This is a genomic window from Hydrogenophaga sp. UC242_50, assembly GCF_042697355.1.
GTDB lineage: Bacteria > Pseudomonadota > Gammaproteobacteria > Burkholderiales > Burkholderiaceae_C > Hydrogenophaga.
The window spans coordinates 2,404,367-2,419,032 of sequence record NZ_CP170553.1 but is presented as its reverse complement, the minus strand read 5'-3'; the positions used below and the strand labels follow the sequence as shown (position 1 = coordinate 2,419,032).

11 protein-coding genes and 3 pseudogenes are annotated in these 14,666 nt (G+C 66.7%); 12 read left to right on the top strand and 2 right to left on the bottom strand.

Features of this window, described 5'->3' with window-relative positions:
• Positions 1–66: 66 nt before the first annotated feature.
• Complete coding sequence (locus tag ACFJGX_RS12395; protein ID WP_382321000.1) at positions 67–900, bottom strand: alpha/beta hydrolase; 834 nt, start codon at positions 898–900, stop codon at positions 67–69.
• Positions 901–1,008: 108 nt separating this feature from the next.
• On the opposite strand from ACFJGX_RS12395, the gene ACFJGX_RS12390 reads away from it, so the two are divergent.
• On the top strand, positions 1,009–1,920 hold the full coding sequence (locus ACFJGX_RS12390; RefSeq protein WP_382156226.1) for a LysR family transcriptional regulator: 912 nt from the start codon (positions 1,009–1,011) through the stop codon (positions 1,918–1,920).
• Positions 1,921–1,923: 3 nt separating this feature from the next.
• Here the strand turns inward: ACFJGX_RS12390 and ACFJGX_RS12385 are convergent, their stop codons facing one another.
• Positions 1,924–3,666, bottom strand: a complete 1,743-nt coding sequence (locus tag ACFJGX_RS12385; RefSeq protein WP_382328479.1) for a long-chain fatty acid--CoA ligase — start codon at positions 3,664–3,666, stop codon at positions 1,924–1,926.
• A 308-nt stretch (positions 3,667–3,974) separates the two neighbouring features.
• On the opposite strand from ACFJGX_RS12385, the gene ACFJGX_RS12380 reads away from it, so the two are divergent.
• From ACFJGX_RS12380 to ACFJGX_RS12330, 11 genes and pseudogenes are all read left to right on the top strand, one after another.
• The gene (locus tag ACFJGX_RS12380; protein ID WP_382321002.1) at positions 3,975–4,259 is read left to right on the top strand and encodes a hypothetical protein; all 285 of its coding nucleotides are present in this window, start codon (positions 3,975–3,977) and stop codon (positions 4,257–4,259) included.
• 152 nt (positions 4,260–4,411) lie between these two features.
• The gene (locus tag ACFJGX_RS12375) at positions 4,412–5,002 is read left to right on the top strand and encodes a hypothetical protein (protein WP_382321004.1); all 591 of its coding nucleotides are present in this window, start codon (positions 4,412–4,414) and stop codon (positions 5,000–5,002) included.
• A gap of 27 nt (positions 5,003–5,029) precedes the next feature.
• Positions 5,030–5,644, top strand: a complete 615-nt coding sequence (locus tag ACFJGX_RS12370) for a hypothetical protein (RefSeq protein ID WP_382328477.1) — start codon at positions 5,030–5,032, stop codon at positions 5,642–5,644.
• 37 nt (positions 5,645–5,681) lie between these two features.
• Complete coding sequence (locus ACFJGX_RS12365; protein WP_382321008.1) at positions 5,682–7,301, top strand: hypothetical protein; 1,620 nt, start codon at positions 5,682–5,684, stop codon at positions 7,299–7,301.
• 288 nt (positions 7,302–7,589) lie between these two features.
• Positions 7,590–8,624 (top strand): amino acid ABC transporter substrate-binding protein, encoded by a 1,035-nt coding sequence (locus tag ACFJGX_RS12360; RefSeq protein ID WP_382321010.1) that lies wholly within the window; start codon positions 7,590–7,592, stop codon positions 8,622–8,624.
• 139 nt (positions 8,625–8,763) lie between these two features.
• Positions 8,764–9,720, top strand: a pseudogene (locus tag ACFJGX_RS12355) (amino acid ABC transporter permease); the annotation flags it as partial.
• An 81-nt stretch (positions 9,721–9,801) separates the two neighbouring features.
• Positions 9,802–10,906 (top strand): annotated as a pseudogene (locus tag ACFJGX_RS12350) (amino acid ABC transporter permease).
• A gap of 12 nt (positions 10,907–10,918) precedes the next feature.
• The gene (locus ACFJGX_RS12345) at positions 10,919–11,662 is read left to right on the top strand and encodes an amino acid ABC transporter ATP-binding protein (protein ID WP_382321012.1); all 744 of its coding nucleotides are present in this window, start codon (positions 10,919–10,921) and stop codon (positions 11,660–11,662) included.
• Positions 11,663–11,679: 17 nt separating this feature from the next.
• Positions 11,680–12,300 (top strand): annotated as a pseudogene (locus ACFJGX_RS12340) (glycerophosphodiester phosphodiesterase family protein); the annotation flags it as partial.
• Positions 12,301–12,364: 64 nt separating this feature from the next.
• A complete protein-coding gene (locus tag ACFJGX_RS12335; RefSeq protein WP_382328684.1) occupies positions 12,365–12,778 on the top strand; it encodes a glycerophosphodiester phosphodiesterase family protein in 414 nt (137 codons plus the stop codon).
• Positions 12,779–13,289: 511 nt separating this feature from the next.
• Entirely contained in the window at positions 13,290–14,666 is a 1,377-nt protein-coding gene (locus ACFJGX_RS12330; RefSeq protein ID WP_382321017.1) for a hypothetical protein, read from the top strand.

Sequence of the window (14,666 nt, the reverse complement as noted above, 5' to 3'; positions counted from 1 at the left end):
GGGCCGCCCCCGGTGGATCACCGGGGTGGGCATTTCAGGTGGATGGGAAAGGGGGGTGCGGGTCCGTCAGGACGGCGGGGGCGTCGCGGCCTGGAAGAAGGCCCGGACGTGACCACGCACCTCGATGGCGCACGGACATTCCCCGGCGGGCTGTTCGCTCAGCGACTCGGGCCAGCCGGTGGTGGGGGGCAGCAGGCCGCTGTGCACCGCGATGCCCGCCTCGCGCAGGCGATCGGCGTAGGCCAGGGCCTCGTCGCGCATCGGGTCGTCGCCACCGGTGAGGATCAGCGCGGGCGGCAGGCCGGCCAGCCGTTGCGCGCGGCAGGGCACGGCATAGGGGTGTTCCGCGTCCATCGGGCCGCGCAGGTACTGCTGCCAGCCATCCATCCACTTGCAGCCGGTGGATTCGCCCATGGTCTGGCGCAGCGAGGGCGTGGCACCGCACGGGTCCAGCATGGGCGCGACGAGGATCTGGCCGGCCAGCGGCGGGTGCGCGCGGTCGCGCACCATCATGGCCACGGCCGCCGCGATGTTGCCGCCGGCCTCCTCACCCGCGACGAACAGCGGCGCGCCCGTGCCCGCCAGGCGCGTGCGCTGCTTGAACAGCCATTCCAGCGTGGTGTAGCCGGCCTCCACCGCATCGGGAAACCGGTGCGCCGGCGCCAGCGGATAGGCCAATGACGCCACCACCGCGCCCGAGCTCGCCAGCAGCTCGGCCAGGCAGGCGCCGCTGTCCAGATCGCCCGAGATGAAGGCGCCACCATGGAAGTGCAGCACCAGCGGCACCACGCCGCCGCGCGGCTTCGCGCCCCAGACGCGCAGCGCCAGCGGGGGCTTGCCAGGCACCGACAAGGTGCGTGCGGGCGGCACGGCGGCAGAGGATGAGGCAGTTGAAACCATGACCTGAACTATAGACACACCCTTTCTGCGGATAAAGCCACCTGCCGCCAGTTGTCTGTTTCCATTGCATGAACAATCCCGCCACAAAGCACATCAAGGACAGAGGGCATGGATCAGATCCAATCGATCAGGGTATTTGCGCGGGTGGTGGAGGCCGGCACCTTCACCAAGGCGGCCGAGTCGCTGGACCTGCCCAAGGGCACGGTGACGAAGATGGTGCAGCACCTGGAGTCGCGGCTGAAGGTCAAGCTGCTCAACCGCACCACCCGGCGCGTGACCGTCACGCCCGATGGCGCGGCGTACTACGAGCGCACGGCCCGCGTGCTCAACGACCTCGACGACATCGAGGCCAGCATGACCAACGCCCAGGCCAGCCCCAGCGGGCGCCTGCGCGTGGACGTGGGGACCTCGGTGGCGCAGCACATCATCATTCCCGCGCTCGCCGACTTCTACCGCCGCTACCCCGACATCCAGCTCGACCTGGGTGTCTCCGACCGCGCGGTGGACCTCATCGCCGACAACGTGGACTGCGTGATCCGCGGCGGCGAACTGCTGGACCAGTCGCTCGTGGCCCGGCGCGTGGCCAACATGGCGCTGATGACCGTGGCCTCGCCGGCTTACCTCCAGGCGCACGGCACGCCCACGCACCCGGACCAGCTGGGCAGCGAGCACACGATGCTGAACTACTTCTCCCCGCGCAACGGCCGCCCCTTCATCAACGAGTTCGAGAAGGACGGCCAGACGGTGGAGATCACGGGCCCGACCCGGCTGTCCGTCAACGAGAGCAACGCCATGACCGCGGCGGTGCTCGCGGGCCTGGGCGTGGCGCAGATGGGGGCCTTCACCGCCGTGCCGCTGATCGAGCGCGGCGAGCTGGTGCGGGTGCTCGCCGACTGGTCGACCCACACCATTCCGCTCTACGTGGTGTACCCGCCGAACCGCCACCTCAGCGCCAAGGTGCGGGCCTTCGTGGAATGGGTCGCCGAGCTGTTCTCGAAACACCCGGAGCTGTCGGGCTGAACCTCAGGCGGTGCTGGGCGGTGCCTTCGCGGCCTCCTGCTCCTGCAGCAGGCGCCACATCACCTTGCCGCTGCCGCTCTTGGGCAGCGCGGTGACGAACTCCACCGTGCGCGGGCACTTGTAGGCCGCCATGTTCTCGCGGCACCAGTCCAGGATGGCCTGCTCGCTGGTCTGTCCGCGCGCGGCTTCGCGCAGCACCACCACCGCCTTGACGCTCTCGCCCCGGTAGGCGTCCTGGGTCGCGATCACGCAGGCCTCGGCGATCGCCGGGTGCCGGAACATCAGCGCCTCGACCTCGGCCGGCCAGACCTTGAAGCCGCTGGCGTTGATCATGCGTTTGAGCCGGTCGGTGATGAAGTAGTAACCGTCCTCGTCCACCCGGCCGAGGTCGCCCGAGCGGAAGAAGCGCTTGCCTTCGAAGGTGATGAAGGCGGCCTCGGTGGCCTCGGGGCGTTTCCAGTAACCGTCGAACACCTCGGGGCCGTGGATGATGATCTCGCCCGCCTCACCCTGCGGCATTTCCTGCAGCGTGATCGGGTCGACCACGCGCGCGTCGGTGCCCAGGAAAGGAATGCCCAGGCATTGCTGCTTGGGGTGGTCGGGCGGGTTGTTGTGCGAGGGCGCGGCGGTCTCGGTCAGGCCATAACCTTCCGAGTAGCGCAGGCCGAACTGGTCGAGCAGGCGCTGCGCCACGGCCTGCGGCATGGCCGCGCCGCCGCCGCCCACCAGCACCAGGCTGGAGAGGTCGTACTGGTCGAAGTTCGGGCTGGCCAGCAGGTCGATCACCATGGTGGGGATGTTGGTCCAGTGGGTGCAGCGCCAGCGCGAGATGAGCCGGCCGGCGAGCTCGCGGTCCCAGCGCGGCATCACCACCATGGTCGCGCCGTTGTACACGCCCGCGTGCATGCCGGCCACCATGCCGGTGATGTGGAACATGGGCACCACCAGCAGGCCCACGTTCTCCGACGTGCTGTTGGTCCACAGGCCCACGCCCACCGCGTTGTGCATGAGGGTGCGGTGCGGGTGCATGCAGCCCTTGGGCAGGCCGGTGGTGCCACTGGTGTAGGGCAGCACGGCGAGGTCGTCCGGGCCCCGGTTGTGCGCGGGCGCGCTGCCGCCGCAGGCCAGCGCCTCGGCCCAGTCGCTCACCGTGCCGCCGGGCAGCGAGGGTGTGGGGTGGCGCGTGCCCAGCCAGTCGGCCCAGGCCGGTGGGATCTCGGCGGCCGGGCCGATGGCGTCGCTGTAGTGCGAGACCACGAGGTGGCGCAGGCGGTCGCCCTCGCGCACCTCGCTGTTGGCCTTGAGCAGTTCACCGGCCAGGTCGGCCGCGGCGATCGCCACGCGCGCGTCGGGATCGATCAGGTAGTGCTTGAGCTCCTCGGCCCGATTCATGGGGTTGACCGGCACCACCACCGCGTTGGCGCGCAGGATGGCGAAGTGCGCCACCACCCACTGCGGGCAGTTCTGCATGAACAGGATCACGCGGTCGCCGTCCTGCACACCCTGCTGCCGCAGGTGCGCCGCCAGGCGCTCCACCTGCGCGCGCAGCTCGCGGTAGCTGAGCACGTGATCGAAGAACACCAGCGCGGGCTTGTCCGGGTAACGCTGCGCGCTCACGTCCAGGTTGCACCAGAGCGAGGTGGCGGGCGTGGTGATGCGGTGCGGCAGGCGCGTGGGCCAGAAGCGGTGGTGCGCGTGCGGATCGGGCGTGGACGCGGCGCGCCCGCCTTCGGTGGTGCTGCTCATCACATGTCTCCGTTATGGGTGTTGTGGGACAAGCATACGGGGCGCCTCCGCCCGCCGAAACCCGCGTTTGTCGCGCGAGAGACCGCGATGGCAGCTCAAAACAAAGTTGGGAGATGGCTCAAGAAATCAGGGCAATGACGACCCCTACGATCCAAGTTCATGTCTTTCATGCATCCAACAGGGCACGCAGCTGCAGCAATGCTCCCTGGAGTATGTGTAGTTCTATTGGACTACATTTACTTTGACTGGAGTCGAACGCGGCATGTGTCGACCACTCAGCAGTTGCAATATTCAAGGAGGGCATTGAAATGAAACAGGGTCGCAAGTTGGCCAAGGGGCTGGGGGTGAGCGCGTTGATTGGGACGCTCGCGCTGGCTGGTTGCGGGGGAGACAAGCGTGCGGAGGGTGGCGACGCAGCGCGCACACCCCAACAAGTGATCGAGCAACTGGAAGCGAGTGGTGAGCTGCCCAAGCTTGAGCGCCTGCCCAGCGTTGAAGGCATGGACGCGAATGGCAATGGTGTGCGGGATGACATCGAGACCCACATTCATCGCAAGTACTGCGGCAGCACAGGCAATAGCCAAAGCGGTTGACTGTTCTTTTGACATCTTTGCAGGAGCCGACAACGAGAAGCACCGCTATCGGATGTCCAACGAGTTGGAGTCCATCACCACCAATACCAAAGAGAGGCTGAATGCGTACCTTGCGTTCAACAAGGCTGTAAGTGGCTCCGTAACTTCGTCCTATGAAAGTCGCGGCTGTGATTGAGATGCTGCTTCGCAACCGCCTATTGCGCGCAACGATCTGCGGATTGTTGATGCACCATTCCGCCATGAGTCAAGAGCCGTGCGACAGGAGCGGCGTTACCTTGGGCTTCTTCAATGGCGTACAAACGACATACCTGCAGGCGAATGATGCGCGTCGCGAAATACGCAAAGTCTTCGGAGAGGTAACCCCCAACGACGAACCCATCACCCACGACCTCTTCTACAACGACACCCAAGGCTTCGCCGATTTCGTGGAGACGTTCGACCAGCGTCTCCACGAACATGGTGGCCTGCTGGCCGGCCGCTTCGAACTGTTCTTCTCTGCCACCCGCGGTGAGGGGGCTTGGTGGCGAGCGATAACGTCGGCCATTCCGAGTCTGGTCGGTTTTCTCGATTCCTTGTTTGATCTGTCTCGGGCGGCACTGATGACCGAGCTGACCGCCAACCTCGGAAACCCGAACATGGCCGAAGTGGCAGGTCGCCACCGGGCACAGATCGATCCAACTTCATGTCTTTCATGCATCCAGCAGGGCACGCCGCCGCGGCAATGCTCCCTGGAGTATGCGTAGTTCTATTGGACTACATTCACTTCGGCGGTGGTCGAACTCGGCGTGTGTCGACCACTCAGCAACTGCAATATTCAAGGAAGGAACATCGAAATGAAACCAAGTCGCAAGTTCGCCAAGGGGCTGGGGGTAAGCGCGTTGATTGGGACGCTCGCGCTAATTGGTTGCGGGGGGGACAAGCGTGCGGAGGGTGGCGACGCAGCGCGCACGCCTCAACAAGTGATCGAGCAACTGGAAGCGAGCGGCGAATTGCCCAAGCTCGAGCGCCTGCCCAGCGTTGAAGGCATGGACGCGAATGGCAACGGCGTGCGGGATGACATCGAGACCCACATTCATCGCAAGTACACGGACCCGGCACAAAGAAAGGCTGCGATGCAGACGGCGCGAGCGTTACAGCAAATGCTGTTGGTGGACAAGAACGATGCGGTGGCGCTTGAGCGCGTGTCGCAAGCGTCGTGGAGGGCCGTGGGGTGTGAATCACTGGCTTTTTCCGGGCCAGAGGGCTCAACACAAAGTTGGGAGATGGCTCAAGAAATCAAGGCAATGACGACCAACACCAAGGAGCGGCTCCAAGCCTTCCTCGCATACAACGCAGCTCGCAGTGGTTCTGTTTCCTCGATGCCGAAGGTGGATAGCTGTGACTGACCGATCTCTTCTGGGGTGGTGGCGACGATGGGTACTAGTGCTCAGCGTCATATCTGCGTCGAATGCATTTGGTCAAGAACAATGTGAGCGCAATGGAGTGGTGTTCGGGTTTTTCAACGGAGTTCAGACGCAAGAAGGCGATGCGCAACGTGCGGTGCGTCAACATATTTCTGTTCTCTATGGATCTACCACCCCCAACGGCGAACCTATCACGTACGACCTGTTCTACAACGACACCCAAGGCTTCGCCGATTTCGTGGAGACATTCGACCAGCGTCTTCACGAACATGGGGGCCTGCTGGCCGGCCGCTTCGAACTGTTCTTCTCTGCCACGCGCGGTGAGGGGGCTTGGTGGCGAGCGATCACGTCGGCCATCCCCAGTCTGGTCGGTTTTCTGGATTCCTTGTTTGATCTGTCTCGGGCGGCACTGATGACCGAGCTGACCGCCAACCTCGGGAACCCGAACATGGCCGAAGTGGCCGGTCGCCACCGGGCACAGATCGATCATTGGGCGCGCCTTGAGAAGAAGATGCTCTTCTTCGCGCACTCGCAAGGCAATCTGTTTGTCAACATGGCCTATGCGCATGCCCTCAGCAGGACCGATGCGAAGTCGGTCAGGGTGGTGCATGTAGCGCCAGCATCGCCGATGTTGTCCGGCCCACACACGCTGGCCGACAAGGACTTGGTCATCAATGGCTTGAGGACCGTGGGCGCCGTGGTTCCCAACACCACGGACATTCCTCCGTATTTCAGTCGACCCGCAGGCCTCAATGGCCTGCGCGATCTGATCGGGCATGGGCTGCTTGAGATTTACCTCAATCCCGCGGTGCCCACGGCTGGCCGCATTCGCGAACATGTGTTGGCCGCACTGCGGGGGTTGGAGTCGCCGCCGCGCCAACCCATGCCGCCGTTTCCGGATTTCGTGGCCCGTCCGTGGACGGGTGGCTCGGCGCCTGTGGTGGTGCGGACGCCAGACGATGCGTCGCATGTATTGGAGAAAGTCGTTGATCAAAGCAGTGCTGCGACGGTGTTCGTCAGCGCAGGTGGTGGATATTGGTCGCTCGCGCCACCCGAAGAGTCAAAGAGTGGGTGGAGCCGAAAGCTCTTCCAAGGGAAGGGCATGGGTGGCTCTCGACAGTGTTTGTGGGGCGAACAGCACGTGGAAGGATGGGCGAGCGCTCAGCCGACTTTTGAATGTGTCTTCGAGAGAGTGCCTCTCGGATATAGGTCGTATGGTCCGGCGTTGCCTGAGGAACTGGCTGCGTACAAAGACGCCCCGAAGGGCACGGTCGTGCGTTTGAATACGATGACTTATCTGGGCCTGCGTCTGGGGGTGGTGGGCGTCAGCGCAACTGATGCATCGGTCGGCTTCATGTCGGGAGCCATCCTGCGCGGGTTCACGGGCATGCAGGGTGAGCGCGTGTGGAATGAGTCCTACACGATCAAACCTGGCGTGCTGCAGAACCAGGAGGCCTATGAATCGTGGCTGGCAGCCCAGCGCGCCCATGCGACAGAAGAGTTTCGTCGCTATGAGCGCTATCTGGAGGAACGAGCGGAGTATGAGGAAAGGAGGCGGCTTTGCCCGCCACCACCGCCTCCACCACCACTGGATCCGGAAGCGTGTGTGCCGACGCAGCAGGTAGTCTGCCCGTCATGACGGTGGAGTGGTGCTGCTCACCACATGTCTCCGTGACGGGTGTTGTGGGACAAGCATACGGGGCGCCTTCGCCCGCCGAAACCCGCGTTTGTCGCGCGAGAGACCGCGATGGCACGGAATCTGCAGCGTGATGCCCTCATGTGCAATTTGCATGATCCGCCCACGTAAACCCCGATCCCTACCCCAAAAAGGCGGGTCTACATTTCGGTTGCGCACCGCAACATGCACCCAACAGGTGCGTTTCGCGGGACGGCCATTGCCCTTTCACTTACCACTGGAGAGACCCCGATGAAACAGCATTCCCTGAAACTGGCGGCCCTGGGCCTGGGCACAGCCGCCACCCTGATCGGCCTGCCGGCCCACGCCGGCAAGGACCTCGACGCGGTCAAGAAACGCGGCGAGCTGATCTGCGGGGTGAACACCGGTCTGGCGGGCTTCTCGGCCGCCGACAGCCAGGGCAAGTGGAGCGGCATGGACGTGGACGTGTGCCGCGCCGTGGCCGCCGCCATCCTCTCCAACGCCGACAAGGTGCGCTACGTGCCGCTGAACGCGCAGCAGCGCTTCACCGCCCTGCAGTCGGGCGAGGTCGACATGCTGGCGCGCAACACCACCTGGACGCTGACGCGCGACGCCTCGCTGGGCCTGACCTTCACCGGCGTGAACTTCTACGACGGCCAGGCCTTCATGGTGCCCAAGAAGCTCAACGTGAAGAGCGCCAAGGCACTCAAGGGCGCCACGGTGTGCGTGCAGTCCGGCACCACCACCGAGCTGAACCTGACCGACTTCTCGCGCGCCAACAACCTCGCGCTCAAGCCCGTGGTGTTCGAGAAGGTCGAGGCCGCCACCGCCGCCTACGTGGCCGGCCGCTGCCAGGCCTACACCACCGACGCCTCGGGCCTGGCCTCGATCCGCGCCAAGGAAACGCCCAAGCCCGACGAGCACGTGATCCTGCCCGAGCTGATTTCTAAGGAACCGCTGGGCCCGGCCGTGCGGCGCGGCGACGATGAGTTCTTCAGCATCGTGAAGTGGGTCGGCTACGCGCTGATCGAAGCCGAGGAATACGGCGTCACCCAGGCCAACGCCGACTCCATGAAGAGCAGCACCAACCCCAACATCATGCGGCTGGTGGGCGCGGGCACCGAAGACACCGGCAAGCTGCTGGGCCTGGACAAGGAATGGGCGCTGCGCGCCATCAAGGCCGGCGGCAACTACGGCGAGCAGTTCGAGCGCCACGTCGGCCCCAAGACGGCCATCGGCCTGCCGCGCGGCACCAACAACCTGTGGACCCAGGGCGGCCTGATGTACGCCCCGCCGGTGCGCTGAGTTGAGCGCCGCGCCACCGCCGAAGAAACGCACGTGGTCGCTCAACAGCCGGGCCACGCGCGGTCTCATCTTCCAGGCCATCGCCCTGCTCCTGATCGCCGCGGGCGTGTGGTTTCTTGCGCACAACACGCAGGAAAACATGCGCGTTCGCGGCATCCAGAGCGGCTTTGACTTCCTGGGCGCCGCCGCCGGTTTCGACATCGGCGAGACGCTGATTCCCTACAGCCCGAGCGAGAGCTACGGCAAGGCAATCTGGGTGGGCGTGCTCAACACGCTCAAGGTCGCCGTCATCGGCATCGTGCTCACCACGCTGCTGGGCGTGCTGCTCGGCGTGGGCCGCTTCTCGCGCAACGCGCTGGTGCGTGGCCTGTGCTACGGCTACGTGGAGGTGTTCCGCAACGTGCCCATCCTGCTGCAGCTGCTGATGTGGTACCTGGTGTTCATCGAGCTGCTGCCACCCTCCAACGAAGCCTGGAACCTGGGCCACCTGTTCTACCTGAGCAAGGGCGGTTTCTCGTTCCCGTTTCCCTCGGCTGGCGTGGGCCAGGTGCTGGCGGGCGTGGGCCTGGGCCTGGTGGCGGCCTGGGCGTGGCGGCAGGGCGTGCAGAAGCGCTTCGAGCGCACCGGCCAGAACGCCGACCGCGTTTGGGCGCCGATCGCGCTCATCGCGGTCTTCGCGCTGGTGGGTTGGCTGGTGGCCGGCATGCCGCGCGAATGGAACATCCCCGAGCAGCTGGCCTTCATGGTCGATGGCGGCGTGAGCGCCACGCCCGAGTTCATGGCAATCCTGATCGGCCTGGTGATCTACACCTCGGCCTTCGTCGCCGAGGTGGTGCGCGGCGGCATCCAGTCGGTCAGCCGCGGGCAGGACGAAGCGGCGGCCGCGCTCGGCCTGAACCCGAAGCAGAAGATGAACCTGGTGATCCTGCCGCAGGCCATGCGCGTGATCATCCCGCCGCTGACCAACCAGTACCTCAACCTCACCAAGAACTCCTCGCTCGCGGTGGCGGTGGGCTACCCGGACGTGGTCTCGATCGCGAACACCACCATCAACCAGAGCGGGCGCGCGGTGGAGTGCATCGCCATCATCATGCTGGTCTACCTGACCACTTCGCTGTCCACCTCGGCCTTCATGAACTGGTACAACCAGCGCGTTGGCCATCCAGGAGCGCTGAGCATGGCCGACACCTATGTGCCCATCGCGCCCCGCCCCTCGCCGGTCAGGACCACCGGCTTCGTGCCCTGGGCGCGGCGCAACCTGTTCGCCGACTGGCGCAGCACCCTCACCACGCTGTTCGTCGGCGCGCTCATCGTCTACCTGCTGCCCGGGCTGACCCAATGGGCGCTCCTTCGGGCCGTCTACATCAACGACGCGGACGCCTGCCAGGCCGCGCGCGGCATCGGCGCGTGCTGGGGCGTGGTGACTGAGAAGTACCGCATCATCCTGTTCGGCCGCTACCCCTACGACGAGCAATGGCGACCGCTGATCGCCACCGCCGTCATGCTCGGCGGCCTGGTGCTCAGCTGCATGCGCGCCTTCTGGAAGCCCTGGCTGCCGCTGCTCTGGCTCGGCGTGCTGGTGGTGTTCTTCACGCTCATGCGCGGCGGCGTGCTGGGCCTGAGCCCGGTGCGCACCGACCTCTGGGGCGGCCTGCCGCTCACGGTGATGCTGGCCGACGCTCTCGCTCTTCATGGCCTTCCCGCTCTCCATCGTGGTGGCCCTGGGCCGGCGCAGCCAGCTGCCGGCGATCCGCTCGGCCTGCATCGTCTACATCGAGCTCATCCGCGGCGTGCCGCTGATCTCGGTGCTGTTCATGGCCTCGTTCATGTTCCCGCTGTTCATGCCGCAGGGCGTGACGCTGGACGTGCTGGTGCGCGTGATCGTGGGCATCACCCTGTTCGCGGCGGCCTACATGGCCGAGATCATCCGCGGCGGCCTGCAGGCCATCCCCAAGGGCCAGCTGGAAGCGGCCGACACGCTGGGCCTGTCGTACTGGCAGACGCAGCGCAAGATCGTGCTGCCGCAGGCCCTGGCCATGGTGGTGCCGAGCATGATGAACAACTTCATCTCGGTGTTCAAGGACACCTCGCTGGTCACCATCGTCTCGCTCTACGAGCTCACCGGCGCGCTGGCGCTCGCGCTGAACTCCGACGTGAACTGGCGGCCCTTCAAGATCGAGGCCTACCTGTTCATCACCCTGGTGTATTTCACGTTCTGTTTCTCGATGTCGCGCTACAGCCTGTGGGTCGAAAAACAGCTCAGCGCCAGCAAGGCCCGTTGAAAGAAAACACACATGTCCGATTCCATCATCCGATTCGACAAGGTCAACAAGTGGTACGGCAACGACTTCCACGTGCTGCGCGACATCGACCTGGACGTGGCCCGGGGCGAACGCATCGTGATCTGCGGGCCCTCGGGCTCGGGCAAGTCCACGCTGATCCGCTGCATCAACCGGCTCGAGGAACACCAGCAGGGGCAGCTCACGGTGGACGGCATCGAGTTGACCGACGACATCAAGGCGATCGACCGCGTGCGCAAGAACGTGGGCATGGTGTTCCAGCAGTTCAACCTGTTCCCGCACCTGAGCGTGCTGGAGAACCTCACGCTCTCGCCCATGTGGGTCGGCAAGCTGCCGAAAAAGGAGGCGGAAGAAAAGGCGATGCAGCAGCTGCAGCGCGTGCGCATCGCCGAGCAGGCCCACAAGTTCCCGCTGCAGCTCTCGGGTGCGCAGCAGCAGCGCGTGGCCATCGCGCGCGCGCTGTGCCTCACGCCCAAGATCATGCTGTTCGACGAGCCCACCTCGGCGCTCGACCCGGAGATGATCAAGGAAGTGCTCGACGTGATGATCGAGCTGGCGAACCAAGGCATCACCATGATCTGCGTGACGCACGAGATGGGCTTCGCCAAGGCAGTGGCCGACCGCGTGATCTTCATGGACCAGGGCCAGATCGTCGAGCAGAACACGCCGACCGAATTCTTCAACCACCCGCAGAACGAACGCAGCCGCGATTTCCTGTCCAAAATCCTCGGTCATTGAGCTGTCTTGCATCGGACATGGGAGGCTGTCAGACTGCCCCCATGAACGAACCCACCCCGCAGGGCGTGCAACGCCTGACCTGGATCCGCTGGAGCTGCACCACCGCCCTGGGCCTGTCGCTGTGGTGCGCGAGCGCCGCGCTCGCATTCGACGTGCAGGGCCATCGCGGCGCGCGCGGCCTCGCTCCCGAAAACACCCTGGCGGCCTTCGAGCGCGCGCTGGCCGTGGGCGTGAGCACGCTCGAACTCGATGTGGTGCTCAGCGCCGAGGGCGTGCCGGTGATCTCGCACGACATCGCCCCCAACCCCGACCTCACGCGCGACGCCGACGGCCGCTGGCTGCAGGCGCGCGGCCAGCCCTTCCACCGCCTCACGCTGGCCGAGATCGGCGCCTGGGACGTGGGCCGCATCAACCCGGCCAGCCGCTACGCGCGCGATTTCGCCGAGCAGCAGGCGCAGGACGGCCAGCGCATCCCGACCCTGGCCGCGCTGTTCGAGCGCGTGCGCCAGCTGGGCGCCCACCAGGTGCGCTTCAACATCGAACTCAAGATCAACCCCAGCCGCCCGGAAGAATCCCCCCACCCCGACACCTTCGTGCGCGCGGTGCTGGCGGTCATCAAGGCCCATGGCATGAGCCAGCGCGTGAGCCTGCAGAGCTTCGACTGGCGCATCCAGAAGGTTGCGCAGCCAGCTCGCGCCCGGCATGCCGCTGTCCTACCTGTCGTCGCGCAACACGCTCAAGAGCAGCGAGTGGACGGCCGGCCTGCGGCTGGCCGACTTCGAGGACGCGCCCGGCATGGTGGCCGCCGCGGGCGGCAAGCTCTGGTCGCCCAACTTCAACGACGTCGACCAGCACCTGCTGCAGCGCGCCCGCTCGCTGGAGCTGCGCGTGATCCCGTGGACGGTGAACGACACCCAGGACATGGCGCGCCTGATCGACTGGGGGGTGGACGGCATCATCACCGACTACCCCGACCGCCTGCGCGCGGTGATGCAGGCGCGCGGCATGACCCTGCCGCCGCAGGTGGCGGTGCGCGCGGCCAAGGCCCCCGCGCCGGTGGAAGAGATCCTCCCCTCGCCACCCCCGCGCTTCGGCGTCGCGCCGCAGTTGCCCTGACCTCGGGAACCAAATCGGCCCGCGCCGTATCATTCCAGTCCATGCGCCACCTGTTGCTCGCCCTCATGATCGCCCTGCTGCCGATTCGCGGCTGGATGGGCGACGCCATGGCGCTGTCGATGCTGGTCGCGCCGGCGCAGGCCACCATGCACCACCCCGCCGCGGCCGGCACCGACCACGCCATGCCTGCCGGGCACGCCCAGGGCCATGACCAGGGCGCCGCCGGCATGACCGAGCACGGTGCCGACATGCAGGCCGACGGCGGCGGCGAACACACGCACAAGAGCTGCGAGGTCTGCAACGGCCCGGCGATGGCGCTCTCGGTGCCCGCCGTGCCCACCCTGTCCCCACGGCACGGCCTGCTCGCGCCACCGGCCGAGCGCTTCGTCAGCTCCGAGCCGCACCAAGGCATCAAGCCACCCATTTCCTGAGCGCACACACCCGAGGTGCGTCCGCCGCCGCCCGATGAGGGCGCGCGATGGGCGCTGGTTTGTGTTTTCAGGAGATTTCCATGACCCTTTTCTGGCGAACGTCGCCACCTGGGCCCACCCGCGCGCGGGCCGGCCTCTTCATCGGCTGTGCCCTGGCCCTCGCGTCGGCCCATGCGCAGTCTTCCGACGCCCTCGGCGCGGCCGACCCGGCCCGCCCCGTCACCGCACCGCCCCTGGTGCTCCCGCCCACCGGCAACGCCGAGCTGCCCGCGCTACCGACCGACATCGCCGCGGCGCGCGCGATCTGGCAACGCGCCAACCAGCGCGTGGCCGAGTTTCCGCGCGGCCACGCCGACCTGCTGCGCTGGGAATCGGCCCAGCCCGGTGAAGCCCGCGCCGAGCCCCGGCGCGGGCCGACCCTGGACCTCACGCAGGCGCTGCGGCTCTCGCTGCGGCACCGGCCGGAGCTCTTCACCCACGCCGACATGAACCCCCTGGCTCAACGCCAGGTGGCCGTGGCCTATGCGGCGCACGTGCGGGACGTGCAGCGCGCCTGGATCGACGCCGTGACCGCGCGCCAGAGCGAGCGCCTGCTCGCCGAGGTGCTGGACGCCACGCGCACCGGCAGCGAGCTGGGCCGGCGCATGGTGGTGGCGGGCAACTGGAGCCAGGCCCGGCAGATGCGCGAGCAACTGATCGAGGCCAGCGCCTGGCAGGCCAGCGTGAACGCGCGCGGCACCACCCTGGCCGCGCAGGAGCGGCTGGCCCGCCTGCTGGGCCTGTGGGACGCGCAGGCCGTGGCGCAACTCGGCGAGCAGCTGCCCACCAGCCTGCCGGAGTTGCCCGCGAAAGCCTCGCCCGGCGAGGGCGTGAGCGAGGCCGCGCTGGAAGCCGCCGTGCTGCGCGGTCACCCGACGCTGGCACAGAGCCGGCTGCTGGCCGGGCGCGACATCGCCCCACCGTCACCCGCGCGCCGACAGGCCTGGAACGAGGCGGTGGATGCCGCGCTCGACACCGTCACCGGCGCGGACTCGGCGCCACCCCGCATCGACAACCTGAGCCTGCTGCGCGACCACACGCTGGAGCGCGCCGTGAGCGCCGAAGCGGCCTTGCTGCGCCAGGCGGCCGAGCGGCGCTCCATGGCGCGCCAGGCCTGGACCGCGCTGCAGGTGCGCCATGCGAGCGCCCAGCACGCGCAGACCGTGGTGGCGCAACTGCAGACCGCCCTGGAGCAGGACACCCAGCTGCGCTACAACGGCATGCTGCAAAGCACCTGGGAGCTGCTGGCCAGCGCACGCGAGCGCATGGGCGCGCTCGATGCCGCGCTGCAGGCGCGCCGTGGCTACTGGCTCGCGCAGGCCGACTGGCAGGCCCTGCTCGCCGGCGCCGACTACGCCGGCCCCGACACCCCCTCCTCTTCATCCGGCAATGGCACGGCCGCCGCCGCAGGACACTGA

What these genes read in the sequence shown, in the direction of transcription:
- ACFJGX_RS12395 (WP_382321000.1), bottom strand. Translation starts at nt 900, where the DNA reads ATGGTTTCAACTGCCTCATCCTCTGCCGCCGTGCCGCCCGCACGCACC.
- ACFJGX_RS12345 (WP_382321012.1), top strand. Translation starts at nt 10,919, where the DNA reads ATGTCCGATTCCATCATCCGATTCGACAAGGTCAACAAGTGGTACGGC.
- ACFJGX_RS12330 (WP_382321017.1), top strand. Translation starts at nt 13,290, where the DNA reads ATGACCCTTTTCTGGCGAACGTCGCCACCTGGGCCCACCCGCGCGCGG.
- ACFJGX_RS12380 (WP_382321002.1), top strand. Translation starts at nt 3,975, where the DNA reads ATGAAACAGGGTCGCAAGTTGGCCAAGGGGCTGGGGGTGAGCGCGTTG.
- ACFJGX_RS12385 (WP_382328479.1), bottom strand. Translation starts at nt 3,666, where the DNA reads ATGAGCAGCACCACCGAAGGCGGGCGCGCCGCGTCCACGCCCGATCCG.
- ACFJGX_RS12375 (WP_382321004.1), top strand. Translation starts at nt 4,412, where the DNA reads ATGAAAGTCGCGGCTGTGATTGAGATGCTGCTTCGCAACCGCCTATTG.
- ACFJGX_RS12390 (WP_382156226.1), top strand. Translation starts at nt 1,009, where the DNA reads ATGGATCAGATCCAATCGATCAGGGTATTTGCGCGGGTGGTGGAGGCC.
- ACFJGX_RS12335 (WP_382328684.1), top strand. Translation starts at nt 12,365, where the DNA reads ATGCCGCTGTCCTACCTGTCGTCGCGCAACACGCTCAAGAGCAGCGAG.
- ACFJGX_RS12360 (WP_382321010.1), top strand. Translation starts at nt 7,590, where the DNA reads ATGAAACAGCATTCCCTGAAACTGGCGGCCCTGGGCCTGGGCACAGCC.